The sequence below is a fragment of the Anaerovibrio lipolyticus DSM 3074 genome (genome assembly GCF_900141865.1).
Lineage (GTDB): Bacteria > Bacillota > Negativicutes > Selenomonadales > Selenomonadaceae > Anaerovibrio > Anaerovibrio lipolyticus.
Genome location: NZ_FQYW01000015.1, coordinates 37,489 through 54,208, shown reverse-complemented (window position 1 = coordinate 54,208; position 16,720 = coordinate 37,489). Strand labels below are relative to the sequence as shown.

Sequence of the window (16,720 nt, the reverse complement as noted above, 5' to 3'; positions counted from 1 at the left end):
GGATACAATTAAATTAGGTTAATGCGCTTAATATAAAAAGAGGACTGCGGCTAGAGTGGTTTCGAGACACCATGCCGCAGTCTTCTTTTTTTATGAAATCTTAGTGAATCAAATTAATTATTTCTTTTCGTAGATTTGGAAGCCGTCACGTCCGGCGTCCTTTACCTTATAGAGGGCGCGGTCAGCATGGCGGAACAGGTAATCGTAGCTGGTGCCCCTTTCCTTGGTGATGGCGATGCCGATGCTGCCGGTCACATTAGCTGCGTGTCCCCCCACCATCATGTCCTTTATGCTGGTCAGAAGCCATTGTGTCTGCTTTCTGATGTCCATTACTGTGGACTCTGGCGGTAAGGTTACCATCATCATGAATTCGTCACCGCCAAAACGTCCTAGTGCTGTAAGATCAGTGCAGACGGTTTTCAGAATTTTGGCAAAGCTAATAAGGAGCTCGTCTCCCATTTGATGTCCGTAGGTATCATTGAATTCTTTAAAGTGGTCCAAGTCAATAATGAGTAGGGCAATGGATTCACCCTCCTGCTGCCTGTCCAGCAGCTCCTGACAGCGCAGGGCAATTCCTCTTTTGTTGAGCAGGCCGGTCAGAGGGTCTGTTTCTGCTTCCTGCTTGTAGGCATCCCTGTCTTTTCTCAGGACTTTTACTTCATAGAGGGCCCTCTCCAGTTCTTCATTTTTTTCAGAAAGGATAATATTACGTTTTCTTGTTTGGCGGTTATTATGGATAATAAAGCCAATGAGCAGCAAGATTATCAATGTGAATAATATGGCTGTTGCCAAATGGATTGGATATTCCTGTAGCAAAAAGCCAAGATTAATAACTGGAGTACTATTTTTCTTAATAATTTGGTTAACTTCATCAGGTGAAAGACGTTGGATGGCTGTGTTCAGCACATGGGTCAGCATTTCCGGAGTTGTCTCTGCGGCTATCAGACTGATACCGATATGGCAGCTATATTTATCGTTGATTTTTAGATTTGGTCTGGTAATGAGATTGTTGTGCTGTTGCAGATAAAGATTTGGTACCATGGCAATAGTGTATTGATGCTTTTCCACTGCCTCAAGACATTCCTCCACTGTTTCCAATATGATGACATCCCATTCCGGGAATTGTTTCTTTAAATATTCGCTGAGTCCTGGAGTCTTGGCAGGTGCCACCATGGTTTTTGGGGTGCCAATAAAGGTGTTGTCCTCATGTACTATTGCAGAATATTCTACGTAAAGAAAGTTATTGGTGTAGTTTAGTGGATTTTCGTAATTGGCACCGGAATATACGCAAGGCATAATATCTGCCTGGCCATTTTTCAACATTTCTCTGGCTTCATGGGAATTATTGGCTATTATTAACTCGAATGTTAGTCCGCTGTCATTGCCTAAAATTTCAATAATATCTCCGAATATTCCTCCACCACTTTTTACAAAAGGAGAATAATCTCCTGGCAGTACGATTCTGATAGGAGGAGCGGTCTCTGTAAATTTGCGTTCACTTTCGGCATAGACCGCAATGCTGTGAATGGCAGGGTCAATATAAGTCTGCTCAAGCCTGGTGGCAAAGGAAGGATTTTTCAACTCCGTGTCGAGGATGGCACTGTTCAGCTCACGTATAAGTTCCTGCTTGGTAGGCAGGGCCATAAACTGGCACTGGGTTATGACAATAATTCCCAACTCAATCTCATTTCCCAAAAGATCAGAACCGTCATCCATGGCAGCCTGTATTTCGCCCCGATGAAGGGCCTCTATCATATTTTGTCCGTTGGCGTAGGTGACATAGTTTACATTTTGCCAGCCTTGGGTCTGTACATAATGGCGGATGTAGCTGGTATTGTTTTCTACAGTTACATAACCTATGGTTACACCATTCATGGTGGAATTATCCAGCACATTGAGATTACTGCCCGGGAGAGTAAAGAGACTCAGCATACCATATACGGAATAGCCCTCACTATATATTTTCGTCGGATAAAGGGAGCCATTTCGCTGTACTGGGGCCAGCAAATCCAGGGTACCTTCCTGTAGCATCCGTTGTCCCTCCGGGGGCTGTACCGGAATATATTCATATCCCAAATGAGTGCGTTTTGAAAGCTCCCTAAGGTATGCTTTCATGTGTCGTTCCAGCAGCTCCCTGCTCTGGGGATTGGTATCCTGCTTTATATCCAGTACACCTACCCGTACTGGCCCCTTGCCCCCAATGTAATCTTCTGCATTAAGGGGCTGATGGACTAAAAGAAGCAGAAAAGACAGGCAGATAGACAAAATGAATTTAAATTGAAATATTCTAAACATATCTCTATCCTCAATAAATAGACTCGAAATGAATATCAACTCGTAAATATTGTCTGAATATTTGTTTATCTACATAATATATTAATAAATCGGCTTGTGTCCATTGTTTTTACAACAATTTTGTCCTTAAAAACTTCTTAAAAATTACTCTCAAAAATACTAATATGAAAAAAGTACTTTATCTTTTTTATCTCGAATTATTTACCAAAAAGTATACACATTTTATCAACAAACTGTTGATAAGTGTACAGATGTTATTGTATAATATGTACTCAGTGGACAATGTTATTATATATGTCCATGGGACATGAATTGTGATTTACAGTTTTGAAATTGTGATTTACAGTGTACATTATATATGAGGGGGAGTTTTCCTTGCAGATGAATGGGGCCCAGGCTATTTTGGAGAGTCTGAAAAGAGAAAATGTGGATTTGGTATTTGGTTATCCCGGTGGTGCAGTGCTGGATTTATATGATGCGGTTTATCAGGCAAGGTTTCCTCACATTTTAACCCGCCACGAGCAGGGGGCCGTTCATGCTGCGGATGGCTATGCACGGGCAACAGGCAAAGTGGGGGTAGTATTTGCCACCTCTGGTCCTGGTGCTACCAATCTTATTACTGGTATTGCCACAGCCAATATGGATTCTGTACCTTTGGTGTGTTTCACAGGACAGGTGACCAATCCCCTTATTGGCAAGGACTCCTTTCAGGAGGCGGATATAGTAGGTATTACTACACCTATTACCAAGCATAATTATTTGGTAAAGAGGGCCTCGGAGCTGCCAAGGGTGATTAAGGAAGCATTTTTTATAGCCAGAACAGGCCGTCCGGGACCTGTGGTTATTGATATCGCCAAGGATGTATTTACTACCGTGTTGGACTATGAATATCCACAAAAGGTGAAGCTCCGTGGCTACAAGGGGGATTTCACCGGGGATGAGGGACAGATTCGTGATGTTGTTGAGGCCCTTGGCGAAGCAAAGCGTCCCGTTTTTTTCATCGGCGGTGGTGTAACCCTTTCCAATCAGACCGAGGTTATGCGGGAAATTGTTAAAAATACCGGTATTCCGGTGGTAAGCTCCCTTATGGGGCTGGGCTGTATTCCCGCAAAGCAGGAGGGCTTCCTTGGTATGGTGGGGATGCACGGCTCCTATGCTGCCAACATGGCTGTACAAAAGAGTGATTTGCTCATTGGTATCGGTGTGCGTTTTGACGACCGTGTTACGGGAAAAATCGATGCCTTTGCCCCTAATGCTAAAATTGTTCATTTTGAGGTGGACAAGGCGGAAATCAACAAAAATATTTTTTCTCATTATCCTGTAATTGGGGATTTGCGCTGGTCCTTGCCGATTTTCAATGAGCAGCTTCAAGGCTCAGGTGAGGATTATCTCGACCGCTTTGCCAAATGGCACAAGCAAGTGGTGGATATGGACAGGGAATGTCCCTTCAGCTACAAGACAAATGACAAGGTTATTATGCCTCAGCAGCTTATTGATACAGTAAGCGGTATGGTGGATGAAAATACCATCGTGGTTACCGATGTGGGACAGCACCAGATGTGGGCGGCTCAGTTCTTCAACAGCCGCAATCCTCGCCAGTTTATTACCTCCGGCGGTCTTGGTACCATGGGATACGGACTGCCTGCGGCACTGGGGGCAAAGCTGGGATGTCCTGATAAAAGGGTGGTGCTTTTCACCGGCGATGGTTCCGTAATGATGAACTGTCAGGAGATGTCCACGGCTGCTGATAACAATATTGATATAAAGGTTGTGCTTCTTCATAATAGAGTGCTGGGCATGGTTACCCAGTGGCAGCGCATGTTCTACGGCAAGAGATATTCCCAGACCTTGCTGGGTGGCAAGACGGACTATGTTAAATTGGCCCAGGCCATGGGCATGGAGGCCTGCCGTATTGAAAAGCCGCAGGAATTAGAGGCTTCTCTGGAGAAGGCCCTTAATGTGAAGGGACCAATGCTGATTGACGTGATGCTGCCGGCCAATGAGGATGTATTGCCAATGGTGGCTCCCGGGGCTCAGCTGGACAATATGGTTTTGGGAGGTGCCGAAGCATGAAAAAGTATATTTTAGCCGTTCTGGTAGACAACAAGCCTGGCGTACTGACCCATGTATCGGGGCTTATCAGCCGTCGTGCATTTAATATTGAAAGTATTTCTGCGGGCTACACTGAGGATGAGGACGTTACCCGTATTAATATAGAGGTTTCCGTGGAGGATGACCGGGAGCTGGAGCAGGTGGTGAACCAGCTGGGTAAGCTCATTGATGTTATCAAAATTGTTAATTTGGGCTTGGTGGATTCCATTGTCCGTGAGCTGGTGCTGCTGAAGGTTCGTGCCACCAAGGGTTCCCTGGCGGATATCCGCAACATAGTGGATATTTTCCGTGGCAATATTGTGGATGTGAGTCCTGAGAATGTGGTTATTGAGCTAACGGGTTCCCAAAGTAAAATAAATGCCATCTGTGAAATGCTGGAGGATTTTGAGATAATTGAAATCGCCAGAACAGGTGCCATAGCCCTTAGCCGCGGTCCAATTCCAATAAAAAATATGTAGGTGTTGACATTGCCCACAAAAATGGTATACTAATCCTAACGGATAATTATTATCCGTTAACTAAACCGGTTTATTCGTGTGTGTTTTTATATAATGTAAGGAGGTTTTTTCATGGAATTAAAAGGTAGCAAGACAGAGCAGAATTTGTGGGCAGCATTTGCCGGTGAGTCCCAGGCTCATACCAAGTATCAGTATTTTGCATCTCAGGCAAAGAAGGACGGTTTCGTTCAGATTCAGAACATCTTCACTGAGACCTCCAAGAACGAGAAGGAGCATGCAAAAATCTGGTTCAAGCTGGTAAATGGCGGCAAGATCGGTTCCACCGCTGAAAATCTCAAGGCAGCAGCTGCTGGTGAGAATGAGGAGTGGACTTCCATGTATCCAGAGTTCGCCAAGGTTGCCCGTGAGGAAGGATTTGATAAGATTGCTGCTCTCTTTGAGGCTGTGGCTGCCATTGAAAAGGAGCATGAGGAACGCTATAAGATTCTCCTTTTGAATGTGGAGCAGGATAAGGTATTCAAGAAGAATGAAAAGGTTATCTGGCAGTGCTCCAACTGCGGTTATGTTTGCACTGGTGAGGCTGCTCCTGAGGAGTGCCCTGTTTGCGCTCATCCAAAGGCTCACTTCCAGGTTCTGCCAACTAACTACAAATAAGTTATATTGTGTAGTAAGTAATTGATAGGGGCAGTGGACTGGTGTCTTTCACGTCGTCACGGCACTAAAACTTTTTATTACTGTTATATAGTGTAAAAAATCATAACTCGCTTCGCTCAAACAAATGATTTTTTCCACTAATATTAAGGTAAGCAATAAAAAGTTTCTTAACGCACCGTGACTGATTGTTCAAGCCACCAGACCACTGCCCCATATATTTACAAACACAAAAAATCCCAGCTTGAGCTGGGATTTTTACGTTGCAGAAAATTATTTCTTTTCTTCCTTTTTCTTTTTGGCTTCTTCGCGGGCCTTTGCCTTCTCGGCGGCGTTCTTTGCCTTGGCCTCAGCCTTTTCGCGCTCATTCTTTTCCTGCTTGCTCTTGGAATAATCAACGCTCATGCTGGCCATCTTGTGCTTGAAGGCCATAATTGGATGCTTAAACATCATGCCGGTGCTGGAAGCACTCATAATCTCGTTGAACATCTTGTTGTTCTTGTCACCGAAGCACTGAATCTCACAGCGGTCACAAATAGGCTTGGTGATGCCGTAAGGACAACGGTTCATTTTGGTCATAACGGTGGCCAGAAGAGCTGTACACTTTGGACACAGCTTCTCGCCCTTGGTACCGTGATTTTTGTTGCAATAAACTCCAAAGGACTTCTTGATGCTTTCCTTTTCCTTTGGGATGTTGTTTTTTATTTCAACTGGTTTTTTCTTTGGTAAAAATCTGTCAAACATACCCATAAAATGCGAACTCCCCTTGTGTGAAAAATAGACATAACCATATACGATTTTAATAGTATTCTTCATTAAATGCAAGTCGTAATAAAAATACTTTGCATTGAAATACTGTTTAAGTTACAATTACACTAAGGATTAGTGGGAGGTTTTGTAAACGTGAACATCGATTTATCTATGGATGTGGATGATGGTCAGGGAGAACGCCTGCTTCGTGATGCCTTTAAGCAGAGTATCGAATCAATGGAAGGCAGTAAAGGCCAGATATTTGAGATATACGAAAACACCAAGGAGGACGTAGAGTCCACCAGAAAAATGCTGTTGGAGCTGAAGGAGCAGACCCGTAAGCTCCAGGACGAAGTGGATGAGCTGGTGCGTCAGGAGCAGAAGGAAAAGCAGAAGCTGGTTCAGGTCAGCGGTAACTTTTCCAATTATTCCGAGGACCGTATTCGTGCCAGCTACGAGGCTGTTAAAACTGTACAGGTAAAGCTGGCCATTGCCAAGGAAAAGGAATATCAGACCCGCCGTCAGCGTGATCGTCTGGAGCTGCGTCTTTACAGTATGGAGAAGACTCTGCACATGGCGGAGACACTGGCCACCAAGCTGGGTTCTGTTATTGGTTATCTCACTTCACAGCTCAGTGATGTGGTAACCCAGATGGAAATCGTATCCAAAAATAAGTTTCTGGGAATGCAGATTATCAAGGCACAGGAAAATGAGCGCCTTAGGGTTTCCCGTGAGATACATGATGGTCCTGCCCAGGAAATGGTTAATCTCATATATCAGGCTTCTGTGGCTGAGCGTCTGGTGGATACCCGTCCAAATGAAGCTAAGGCAAATTTGCAGGAGCTGCGACGTCAAATTCGTACCTGTCTGGCGGATGTCCGTCAGATTATCTTTGACATGCGTCCAATGACCCTTGATGATTTGGGACTGATTCCGGCCCTTAGACAGCTTACCAAAAAGCTGGGTGAGCGGGAGGTACTGAACGCAGATTTGCAGATTGACGGCAAGGAGTACAAGTTTGATAACCATGTGGAGGTAACCATTTTCCGCATTGTGCAGGAGGCCCTGAACAATGTTCATCGCCATGCTGGTACGGACCATGCCTCTGTGCGGATGCTGTATACAGCGGATCATCTGGCCATTATGGTTTCCGATCAGGGCAAGGGCTTTGATGTGGACGAGCTGGCAGAGGAGCGCCGTAATCCATCTGGGGATGGTCACTTTGGCGTTATTGGCATGGAGGAGCGGGCCCGTATTATCGGTGCAACTATTTCCATTGCCTTTGAGCTAGGAAAGGGCACCAGAGTGAATATCAAGATGCCATATCCACAGCCAAGATGATTTAGGATTTTTATTTTATGTTTGAAGATACTAAGTTGGATAATAACTGGAAACTTAATCAAAATGAGGCGCCGATTTCTGAAGCAATGGACAAATATGCCAGGGACGGCGCCCTTGCTTTTCATACCCCGGGGCATAAGCAGGGGCTGGGAGCCCATTCCCTTCTGAAGCGTCTTATTACCGAGGAGGGGCTGAAGCAGGAGGTTTCCCTTATGGAGGAGCTGGATGATCTCCATGAGCCCTCCGGGTGCATAAAACAGGCGGAGGCTCTGGCGGCAGAGCTTTGGGGCGCAAGGGATACCATGTTTATGATAAACGGCACCACTGGGGCTATTCATGCCATGATTTTGGGGACCTTACAGCCCGGTGACAAGGTGCTGGTTCCCCGTAATGCCCATCGCTCCATTATTGGGGGGATAATTCTGGCAGGGGCGAAGCCCGTGTATATTGTTCCGGAGATTATGGAAGCCTTGGGAATAGCCGGGGCCTTGTCAGTTGATGCAGTTCGTAAGGCAGTGGCGGAAAATCCGGATGCCAGGGCCTTAATTGCGGTATATCCCACCTACTACGGCATGGCGGGGAATTTGCAGGCAATAGCAGATATTCTCCATGACCATAATATGCTGCTTTTGGTGGATGAGGCTCATGGTGCCCATCTTAAATTTGCCAGTCATATAGAGGGGATGCCACGGCAGGCCCTGGATTTGGGAGCGGATGTGGTGGCCCAGAGCACTCACAAGGTGTTGGGCAGCATGACCCAGACCTCCATGCTTCATATTGGAAGTCACCGGGTATCCCGTGAGAGAATCCGTGAAGGTGCGGCATTGCTGCAGTCCACATCTCCTAACCAGCTGTTGTTGGCTTCCTTGGATATTGCCAGACTTCAAATGGCCACAGAGGGAAGAAAAAGACTGGAAAGGGCAGTGGAGCTTGGTAACTGGCTGCGGCAGGAGATTAACAAAATCCATGGCCTTTACTGTGTAGGGGATGAAATACTGGACTTATCAGAAACCGTGAGGCTTGATAAAACCAGAATAACAGTTAATTTAACGGGAATAGGGCTGGCAGGGCCAGAGGCAGAGCTTATTTTGCGCCACCAATACAAGGTTCAGTGCGAGCTTTCAGATAACAACAATTTGCTGTTTATTATTTCTATGGCAGATACAGAGGAAACTGCCCACCGCCTTTTGGAGGTGTTGAAGCTCCTTGTGGCAGAGCATGGCAGGGAAAAGGCAGAAAAACCGGTGGTGCCAGTGGATTTATTTACCGCAAATGAGGTGGCAGTTACCCCACGGGAGGCCTTTTACAGAGCTCGTGAAAGGGTAAAATTTGCAGAAGCAGCTGGCTGTATCGCTGCAGAGACAGTTACCTTCTATCCCCCGGGAGTTCCCGTATTGTGCCCTGGGGAAAGGATTACAGCGGAGCTTATTGAGGCTATACGGAAGCAGAGGTCAGCAGGCATGAGAGTGGTTGGTCCTGCGGACAGCTCCTTGGAATATATTCAAATTGTTAAGCCTTCCCCTTGAGGGGAGGGGGGACCGTCGAAGACGGTGGATGAGGTGTAATAGATGGCAAAGGGAAAGCTTATTACAATAGAGGCCGGGGATGGCTCCGGCAAGGCAACCCAAACCAGGGCTCTGATGGAGCATCTTGTAAAGGATGGCTATCGGGTAGTAAAGGTGGAATATCCTGATTATAAATCAGATTCCTCAGCCTTGGTGAAAATGTATCTGGGGGGCGAATTCGGTGAACATGCCGAGGATGTGGATGCCTATGGTGCCTCCACCTTCTTCGCTGTGGACCGTTATGCTTCCTTCCATTTAAATTGGAAGCAGGCCTATGAGGAGGGGGCCATTATTTTGGCAGACCGCTACACCACCTCTAACATGGTGCATCAGGCGGTGAAGCTGACTGACCCCATAGAACGGGAGGAATTTCTCACCTGGCTGTGGGATTTTGAATTTGGTAAGCTGAAGCTGCCGGTGCCAGATGTGGTGGTATATCTGGATATGGATCCGGAGGTCAGCGATCGTTTGATTAATGAACGGGCAGCCCATAATGCGGATCGTAAAAAGGATATTCACGAAAAGGACACGAATTATCTCCATAGATGCCATGATGCCTATAACTGGGTGGCTGCCAAATACGGCTGGAAAAAAGTCGTTTGCAGTAAGGATGGCCAGCCACGTAGCATCGAGGAAATTCATAAGGATGTTTATAGTGCTGTTAGAAGATATTTGTAGAGGCAGTGGACTGATTTTCTTGAACATTGAGTGACGAGCGTTAAGAAACTTTTTATTGCTTTACCTTGATTATAGTGGGAAAAATCATTTGTTTGAGCGAGCCGTTTTATGGCGAAGCGAGTTATGATTTTTGCCACTATATAAAAGCAAGAAAAAGTTTTAGCGATGGAACGGCGTGAAAGAAAACAGTTCACTGCCAATATAGAAATAGAGGTAGCAATGATAAAAGAAGTTTTAGTAGTAGAAGGCAAGATGGACGTGGTGGCCATCAACAAAGCCGTTGAGGCCGATTGCATCATCACTGAGGGCTTTAACCTAAAGCCGGCTTGCCTTGATTCCATAGAAAAAGCATACAAAAAGCGGGGCATTATCATTCTCACTGACCCGGACAGTGCCGGGGAGCGTATCCGTACCTATGTTACCCGCCGTTGCCCCAATGCCAAGCATGCCTTTGTGCCGGTGGAGGATGCCACTGCCAACAACGATATTGGCATTGAACAGGCCTCTCCGGAGGCTATACGCAAGGCCTTGGAAAAGGTGCGCACGCTAAATTGGGAGCCCAGCAATGAATTTACTGGGGCAGACCTCATAAAAGCCGGTATCAGCGGCGGTGATGGTGCCAGCGAGCGACGGGCCAGAATGGGAGCCCGCCTTGGTATTGGCTATGCCAACGCCAAGACATTTTTAAAAAGACTGAACCACTATGGCGTCACCAGAGAAGAATTTGAGGCGGCACTGGCTGAGGAGGAAGATAATTAATGAGTTTTAACTTGGATAAGGACTTGGATAAAGAAATACATGGAGGGAAAAAGCTGAATTTAAATGGCCTTAAGACCACCATTGCTACCCCAAGTGTTACCCGTCATATCATGAAAGCCTTTAATCTCCACGCCAGTAAGCGTTTGGGCCAGAACTTTTTGGTGGATGCCAATATTGTTCGTGGTATTGTGGATGCCGTCGGGGCAAAGCCGGGGGATAAGATTTTGGAAATCGGTCCTGGAATTGGAACCCTGACCCAGGGACTGGCAGAATCCGGGGCGGATGTTACAGCCGTGGAGCTGGATAAAAAGCTGCCCGCCGTGTTGGCGGAAACTCTGGCTGGCTATGATAATGTCCGCATAGTGCCGGGAGATATTTTGAAGGTAAATATCCCTGAGATTATGGGGGATGGTCCCTTTAAGGTGGCGGCAAATCTGCCCTACTATATCACCACCCCAATTTTGATGGAGCTTTTGGAAAAGCATCTGCCTATCAGCATTTTGGTTACCATGGTGCAGAAGGAAGTGGCTCTGCGCATGATTGCCAAGCCGGGCAGTAAGACTTATGGTGCCCTGTCGGTGGCAGTGCAGTATTACACCAAGCCGCATATCGCCTTTGATGTGCCACCACGGTCCTTTATACCAGCTCCAGAGGTGGATTCCGTGGTTATCGTCTGCGATGTGCGGGAAAAGCCAGCGGTGGAGGTAAAGGATGAAAAGATGTTCTTTAAGGTTGTAAAGGCAGCCTTTGGCCAGCGCCGCAAGACCATTGCCAATGCCATGAAAGGGGCGGGCTTCACCAAAGACGCCATTGAGGTGGCCTTCACTAAGAGTGGTATCGACAGCGGCCGCCGTGGTGAGACTTTCACTCTAAAGGAATTCGCAGCCCTGGCAGATGCACTGGTGGTAAGTAATTTAGTCTAATTGCATGGAATGGTACTGATGCTTTCACCACGTCCTGGCACTAAAACTTTTTCTTGCTTTTATATAGTGGTAAAAATCATAACTCACTTCGTTCAGACAGATGATTTTTTCCACTATAATCAAGGTAGAGCAAGAAAAAGCTTCTTAACGTACCGTGACTAAATGTTCAATCTACCAGCACCAGCCCACACTCAGGATAAAATGTAATATACTAAATATTTCGCGGGGAGGTATACTATGGGGACGTATTTTACGTCGGTACTTAGTGAATTCAAACCGAAGGTGCTGAATGAACTTAGTATTCGTTACGTAAACTAGTGAGCGAGAGCGTTCACCATGTATACCTCACCGCAAGATTAAAAATATGTTGTGTAATTATATTTAGGAGGGATTTTCTATGAGCGCATTTGAATACGCACCACAGGGAGTATGCTCCCGTCTTATGAAATTCGACATCGAGGACAACAAAATCCATAACCTCAAGGTAGTAGGCGGCTGCAACGGCAACCTTCAGGGTATTGGCAAGCTGGTTGAGGGGATGGACATTGATGAAGTTATCAGCAGGGTGGAAGGCATCCGCTGCGGCGCCCGCCCAACCTCCTGCCCGGATCAGCTGTCCAAGGCTCTGAAGCAGGCAAAGGAGCAGCTGTAATATGATTTATGACTGTCATTCCCATACGGAATTTTCCTCCGACTCGGAAATGAAGGCGGAGGATGCCATTGAGGCTGCCCGCAAATTGGGCATAGGCCTCATCTTTACGGAGCATTACGATTTTGATTACAAAGAGTCCAAGCATTATAAAGAGATGGACTTCCTTTTTGATGCCAAGAAATACTGGGAAACTTACGAAGCCCTGAGATGCGACTCCCTTATGCTGGGGGTTGAGGTGGGATTAACCCCGGGAAGTATTGAGGCCAACAGAAAATTTATCAATGAGGTGCCCTTTGATCAGGTAATTGGCTCCATTCACGCCATCGACAAGCTGGACATTTACTATCCTGAGTATTATGAAGGAAAGAAGAAGGAGCAGGCCTACGGCCACTATCTGGAAACCATGGCGGATATGGTGAAGGCCAATCCGTATATTGATGTGCTGGGACACATTGATTACATCAGCCGGTATTCACCTTATGATGACAAGGAAATCGGCTATAAGGAATATCATGACCTGGTGGATCTGGTGCTGATGAATGTGCTGGATACGGGAACGGTTATGGAGCTGAACACCCGCCGTCTTGACAGCAAGGCAGTGGCGGAGTCTTTGCTGATGATTTATGCCCGATACAAGGAGCTGGGAGGACAGTATGTGACCATCGGTTCCGATGCCCATAAGGCGGAAAATGTGGGCATGAATTTTAAAATGGCCAAGGATTTGGTGGAGTTTATCGGCTTAAAGCCAGTGCATTTTACAGAGAGAAAAATAGAGTATAGTAATTAATAGAGTGCAGGGGTTGCCATCTGTAGCTGGGCTACGGCACTAAATTTTTCTGAGCTATAGTAAATAGCTGAAAAAGTCAAAACTAACTCTGCATTATACTCAACCACTTGACTTTTTAAGCTAAAATTAAGGAATGCTCATAAAAATTATTAACGTACCGCATCCCAATGCTCCATCTGGCAGTCCCTGCACTTATTGAATTAGTATTGGCGCAGGTGGCTGTTGGGGCGTGAACCACAATAGTTTCCTGCGCCAGTTATTTATTTAGAGGATAAGTATTTTACTTGTTCTCTTTTTTTATGTTTGGTAAAATGAAATGATGTGGTAAAATCCACACTATATGATTTTGAAAAGAGGACTATTTAAATGCGCATTAAACGCAAGCGACGTAGGGATTATACCCGTGTATATATATTGGCGGCTGTGGTTTGCACCTTTTTGGTGGCGGCTTTGGCCCATTATTTTTTGGACAGCAAGGATGCTCCAGTTCAGCCCGCAGTTTCCGAGGCAGGCATTGAGACCAATGACGATGTACTTCATATTATGATTATGGGTGTAGATAGGCGCAGTGACGATACGGGCCGCAGCGACACCCTGATGGTGCTGACGGTGAACAAGAAAACCGGCAAGGCTGAGCTCATGTCGGTGCCTCGAGATACCAGAGTGAAAATTGAGGGCCACGGCTACGATAAGATAAATCATGCCTATGCCTACGGGGGACATAAGCTCACCCGCAAAACCGTGGAAAGTCTGTTGGGCATTCCTATGAATTACTACGTACTCATAGATTTAAGCTCCTTTGAAAATATAATCGATGCCCTTGATGGCATTGATATTGACGTGGAAAAGCGGATGTATTATGAGGACCCTTGGGATGACAACGGTGGCCTTGTGATTGACCTATATCCAGGAATACAGCACATGACAGGGGAGAAGGCTATCCAATATGTACGTTTCCGTGATGGTGAGGGTGATATTGGCCGCATCAACCGTCAGCAGCATTTTATGAAGGCGGTTATGACCAAGATGCTGCATCCTTCCACCTTGCCGAAGCTGCCAAAGATTATTGAGGTTATCAGCAAGACTCTGGAAACGGATATGCCACTTTCAGAAATGCTTTCCCTTTCCCAGCTTCTTCCACAGGTTCGTGAGCAGGGCATGGAATCGGAGATGATTCCAGGTACACCAGCCTTCCTTGACGATGTAAGCTACTGGTTGCCGGATATCATGGGACTTCGTGAGATGGTAGCTGAGGAAATGGGCAAGGAGCTGGATGATAATGCCCGTCAAACTGCCGAGGCAGAGAAGAAAAAATACGAGGAGTCCCTGCCAAAGGGTATTGTAAGTCTTACAGAGGGTACTGTGACCAAGAAGGGGAAGGATGACAAGGGCAAGGATAACAAGGAAAGCAAGTCGGAAATTCCAGAATCCGAAAAAACAGATAAAAAGCCTGCCAAAAAGGCAGAGGGCCCAGGACAGATTGCGGTGCTGGTCATAAATGACAGCGGTGTCAACGGCGCCGGTGCCAGAATGGTAAATAAGCTCATGGCTCAGGGCTTTAATGTCACTGGTGTAGATACGGGGCATAAGAGCGATCGTGAGCATACCATTATCGTTACTGATGAATCCAATGTAACCTGGTTCTACGGCATGCCATTCCCTTGTACCATTATGAATGGTGCTGACCCTATGGAGGCCGTTGTCTACGTGGGCAAGGATTTTGAGTGATTTTTGATTTATTTTTGAGTGTAACAAAGAAAGGAACGCAGGATAAGCGTGGGAACAATAAAGGTTGCAGGCCTGTCCAAGGCCTTTGGTATAGACGAATTATTTAATGATGTAAGCTTCGAAATAAAGCGGGGCGAGCGTGTGGGCTTTGTGGGAGCCAATGGTGCCGGCAAGTCCACCCTTATGAAGTGCCTTCTGGGCAAGGATGAATACGACAAGGGAACCATTTCCATGGACCCGGTGGACACCATAGGATATGTGGAGCAGCAGGCGGATATGGAGGTTAAGGGTACCCTCTATGAGGAGCTGAAAAGTGCCTTTTCTGATGTCATGGCCCTGGCTGCCACCAAGGAAGCCCTGGAGGCGGAGCTGGCCAATACCCATGATGAGGAAAAGCTGGACCAGTATGGACGCATTGTGGAACGTTTTGAGCACATGGGGGGCTATGATTTTGAAAGTAGCATCCGTCGCACTGCTTTTGGCCTTGGATTCACTGAGGAGGACTTTGACCGCAGGGTGGAGCATTTTTCTGGTGGACAACGTACCCGTGTGTGTCTTGCCAAGGCGTTATTGAGAGAGCCGGATTTTCTCTTTTTGGACGAGCCTACCAACCATCTTGACATTGAGATGATAGAGTGGCTGGAGGGATTTTTGCAGAGCTACACCGGCGGCGTGCTGATTATTTCCCATGACCGTTTCTTTTTGGATAAGGTAACTAACCGAATCTTTGAAATCGAGAACAAGGGCTTGACTGCTTATGAAGGTAATTACTCCTACTATATGAAGGTGAAGGAGCAGCGTCGGGCGGCCCAGCTGACAGCCTACGAAAAGCAGCAGGAATACATAAAAAAGACGGAGGATTATATCCGCAAGTATAAGGCGGGTATAAAATCCAAGCAGGCCCGTGGACGTCAGAGTCAGCTTAATCGTCTGGAACGCATCGTTAAACCAGCGGAAACGGCGGCCTTTAATTATTTCGCCTTTAATGCTCCGGCAGAGTGTGCCCAGCGGGTGGCTGAGCTGGAGGATATTTCCTATAAATTCCCGGATAAAACCCTTTTTGAACACGTTGATGTGCTTATCAGAAAGGGGGATGGTGTAGCCATTGTGGGGCCTAACGGAGCGGGCAAGACTACCCTCCTTCGCCTTTTGGTGGGAGAGCTGGAATCTCCCACGGGACGACTGAAAATTGGCTCCAGAGTAAAGATTGGCTATTTTTCCCAGCAGCATGAGGGGCTTCACATGGAGCGCACAGTGCTGGATGAAATGCTTTATGAATACGGCCTTGATGAGGAACAGGCCAGAAGATATTTGGGGGCATTTTTGTTCCGTGGGGATGATGTATTCCGTATTATCGGGGAGCTTTCCGGTGGTGAGCAGTCCCGTCTTGCCTTCTTGAAGCTGATGCTGACGGGGGCAAACTTTTTGGTACTGGACGAGCCTACCAACCATCTTGATATTCCTGCCAAGGAGGCTGTGGAGGAGGCCCTGTCCACCTTCCCGGGAACCTATATTACTGTGTCCCATGACCGTTATTTCCTCGATAAGGTGGCCAACTGTGTGTTGGAGCTTTCTGATGGGAAGCTGACAGAATATGATGGCAATTACAGCTATTATCGGGAAAAGAAGGAAGAAGAGGCCAAGGAAGCGGCGGAGCTGGCTGAGGAGCAGGCGGCAAAGGACCGTATAGCCAGTGAAAAGGCCAAGGCAGAAACCAGAGCCCAGGCAGAGGCAGAAAGAGCAAAGGCCCAAGAAAAGGCCAAGGCTGATGCCAAAAAGGGCGCTATCCAGAGCATGAGTGACGATAAGCGGGCCCAGATGATACATCGGGCAGAGGCCCAGATTGCTACTATTGAGATGGATTTGAAGAATTTGGAGCTGACTATGAACAGCCCGCAGATTCAGGCGGATCCGGAGCAGAGTGTGGAAATCGCCCAGGAGTATGAGGCAAAGACCAAGGAGTTGGATGAGTGGTACGAGAAGTGGGAACAACTCACTGAAGCGTAATACAATTAAGCCTT

The 16,720-nt window shown here is 46.7% G+C and carries 14 protein-coding genes; 12 read left to right on the top strand and 2 right to left on the bottom strand.

All coding sequences use genetic code 11. The annotated features are described in order from the left end of the window. Positions 1 to 117 precede the first annotated feature (117 nt). Positions 118 to 2,295, bottom strand: coding sequence for a transporter substrate-binding domain-containing diguanylate cyclase (locus tag B6K08_RS09215; protein ID WP_080325993.1), 2,178 nt, complete (start codon positions 2,293 to 2,295; stop codon positions 118 to 120). A gap of 381 nt (positions 2,296 to 2,676) precedes the next feature. Between B6K08_RS09215 and ilvB the strand changes: the two genes are divergently transcribed. The 3 genes from ilvB to rbr all read left to right on the top strand — a co-directional run bounded on the left by ilvB (position 2,677) and on the right by rbr (position 5,519). Beyond that, entirely contained in the window at positions 2,677 to 4,368 is a 1,692-nt protein-coding gene (gene ilvB, locus B6K08_RS09210; RefSeq protein ID WP_200810411.1) for a biosynthetic-type acetolactate synthase large subunit, read from the top strand. Continuing rightward, positions 4,365 to 4,865, top strand: coding sequence for an acetolactate synthase small subunit (gene ilvN, locus B6K08_RS09205; RefSeq protein ID WP_027397855.1), 501 nt, complete (start codon positions 4,365 to 4,367; stop codon positions 4,863 to 4,865). The genes ilvB and ilvN overlap by 4 nt, the downstream gene beginning before the upstream one ends. A gap of 111 nt (positions 4,866 to 4,976) precedes the next feature. Beyond that, on the top strand, positions 4,977 to 5,519 hold the full coding sequence (gene rbr / locus B6K08_RS09200; protein WP_027397854.1) for a rubrerythrin: 543 nt from the start codon (positions 4,977 to 4,979) through the stop codon (positions 5,517 to 5,519). Positions 5,520 to 5,789: 270 nt separating this feature from the next. Here the strand turns inward: rbr and B6K08_RS09195 are convergent, their stop codons facing one another. After that, positions 5,790 to 6,266: a nitrous oxide-stimulated promoter family protein gene (locus B6K08_RS09195; RefSeq protein ID WP_027397853.1), complete on the bottom strand. Its 477-nt coding sequence runs from the start codon at positions 6,264 to 6,266 to the stop codon at positions 5,790 to 5,792. Positions 6,267 to 6,419: 153 nt separating this feature from the next. On the opposite strand from B6K08_RS09195, the gene B6K08_RS09190 reads away from it, so the two are divergent. From B6K08_RS09190 to B6K08_RS09150, 9 genes are all read left to right on the top strand, one after another. After that, positions 6,420 to 7,607, top strand: coding sequence for a sensor histidine kinase (locus tag B6K08_RS09190; RefSeq protein ID WP_143254888.1), 1,188 nt, complete (start codon positions 6,420 to 6,422; stop codon positions 7,605 to 7,607). A gap of 17 nt (positions 7,608 to 7,624) precedes the next feature. Further along, on the top strand, positions 7,625 to 9,133 hold the full coding sequence (locus B6K08_RS09185; protein WP_080325991.1) for an aminotransferase class I/II-fold pyridoxal phosphate-dependent enzyme: 1,509 nt from the start codon (positions 7,625 to 7,627) through the stop codon (positions 9,131 to 9,133). A gap of 42 nt (positions 9,134 to 9,175) precedes the next feature. Then, positions 9,176 to 9,850, top strand: coding sequence for a dTMP kinase (locus B6K08_RS09180; RefSeq protein WP_080325990.1), 675 nt, complete (start codon positions 9,176 to 9,178; stop codon positions 9,848 to 9,850). A 165-nt stretch (positions 9,851 to 10,015) separates the two neighbouring features. Then, the gene (rnmV, locus tag B6K08_RS09175; protein ID WP_143254887.1) at positions 10,016 to 10,609 is read left to right on the top strand and encodes a ribonuclease M5; all 594 of its coding nucleotides are present in this window, start codon (positions 10,016 to 10,018) and stop codon (positions 10,607 to 10,609) included. 110 nt (positions 10,610 to 10,719) lie between these two features. After that, entirely contained in the window at positions 10,720 to 11,532 is an 813-nt protein-coding gene (gene rsmA, locus B6K08_RS09170) for a 16S rRNA (adenine(1518)-N(6)/adenine(1519)-N(6))-dimethyltransferase RsmA (protein WP_234985339.1), read from the top strand. A gap of 397 nt (positions 11,533 to 11,929) precedes the next feature. Further along, positions 11,930 to 12,184, top strand: a complete 255-nt coding sequence (locus tag B6K08_RS09165) for a TIGR03905 family TSCPD domain-containing protein (RefSeq protein ID WP_037330146.1) — start codon at positions 11,930 to 11,932, stop codon at positions 12,182 to 12,184. Between the two features lies 1 nt (position 12,185). Further along, positions 12,186 to 12,971, top strand: a complete 786-nt coding sequence (locus tag B6K08_RS09160; protein WP_080325988.1) for a histidinol-phosphatase HisJ family protein — start codon at positions 12,186 to 12,188, stop codon at positions 12,969 to 12,971. A gap of 366 nt (positions 12,972 to 13,337) precedes the next feature. Continuing rightward, positions 13,338 to 14,699 carry an LCP family protein gene (locus tag B6K08_RS09155; RefSeq protein WP_080325987.1) on the top strand — a complete coding sequence of 454 codons (1,362 nt, stop codon included), beginning with the start codon at positions 13,338 to 13,340 and terminating at the stop codon, positions 14,697 to 14,699. A 48-nt stretch (positions 14,700 to 14,747) separates the two neighbouring features. Beyond that, on the top strand, positions 14,748 to 16,706 hold the full coding sequence (locus B6K08_RS09150; RefSeq protein ID WP_080325986.1) for an ABC-F family ATP-binding cassette domain-containing protein: 1,959 nt from the start codon (positions 14,748 to 14,750) through the stop codon (positions 16,704 to 16,706). Positions 16,707 to 16,720 lie beyond the last annotated feature (14 nt).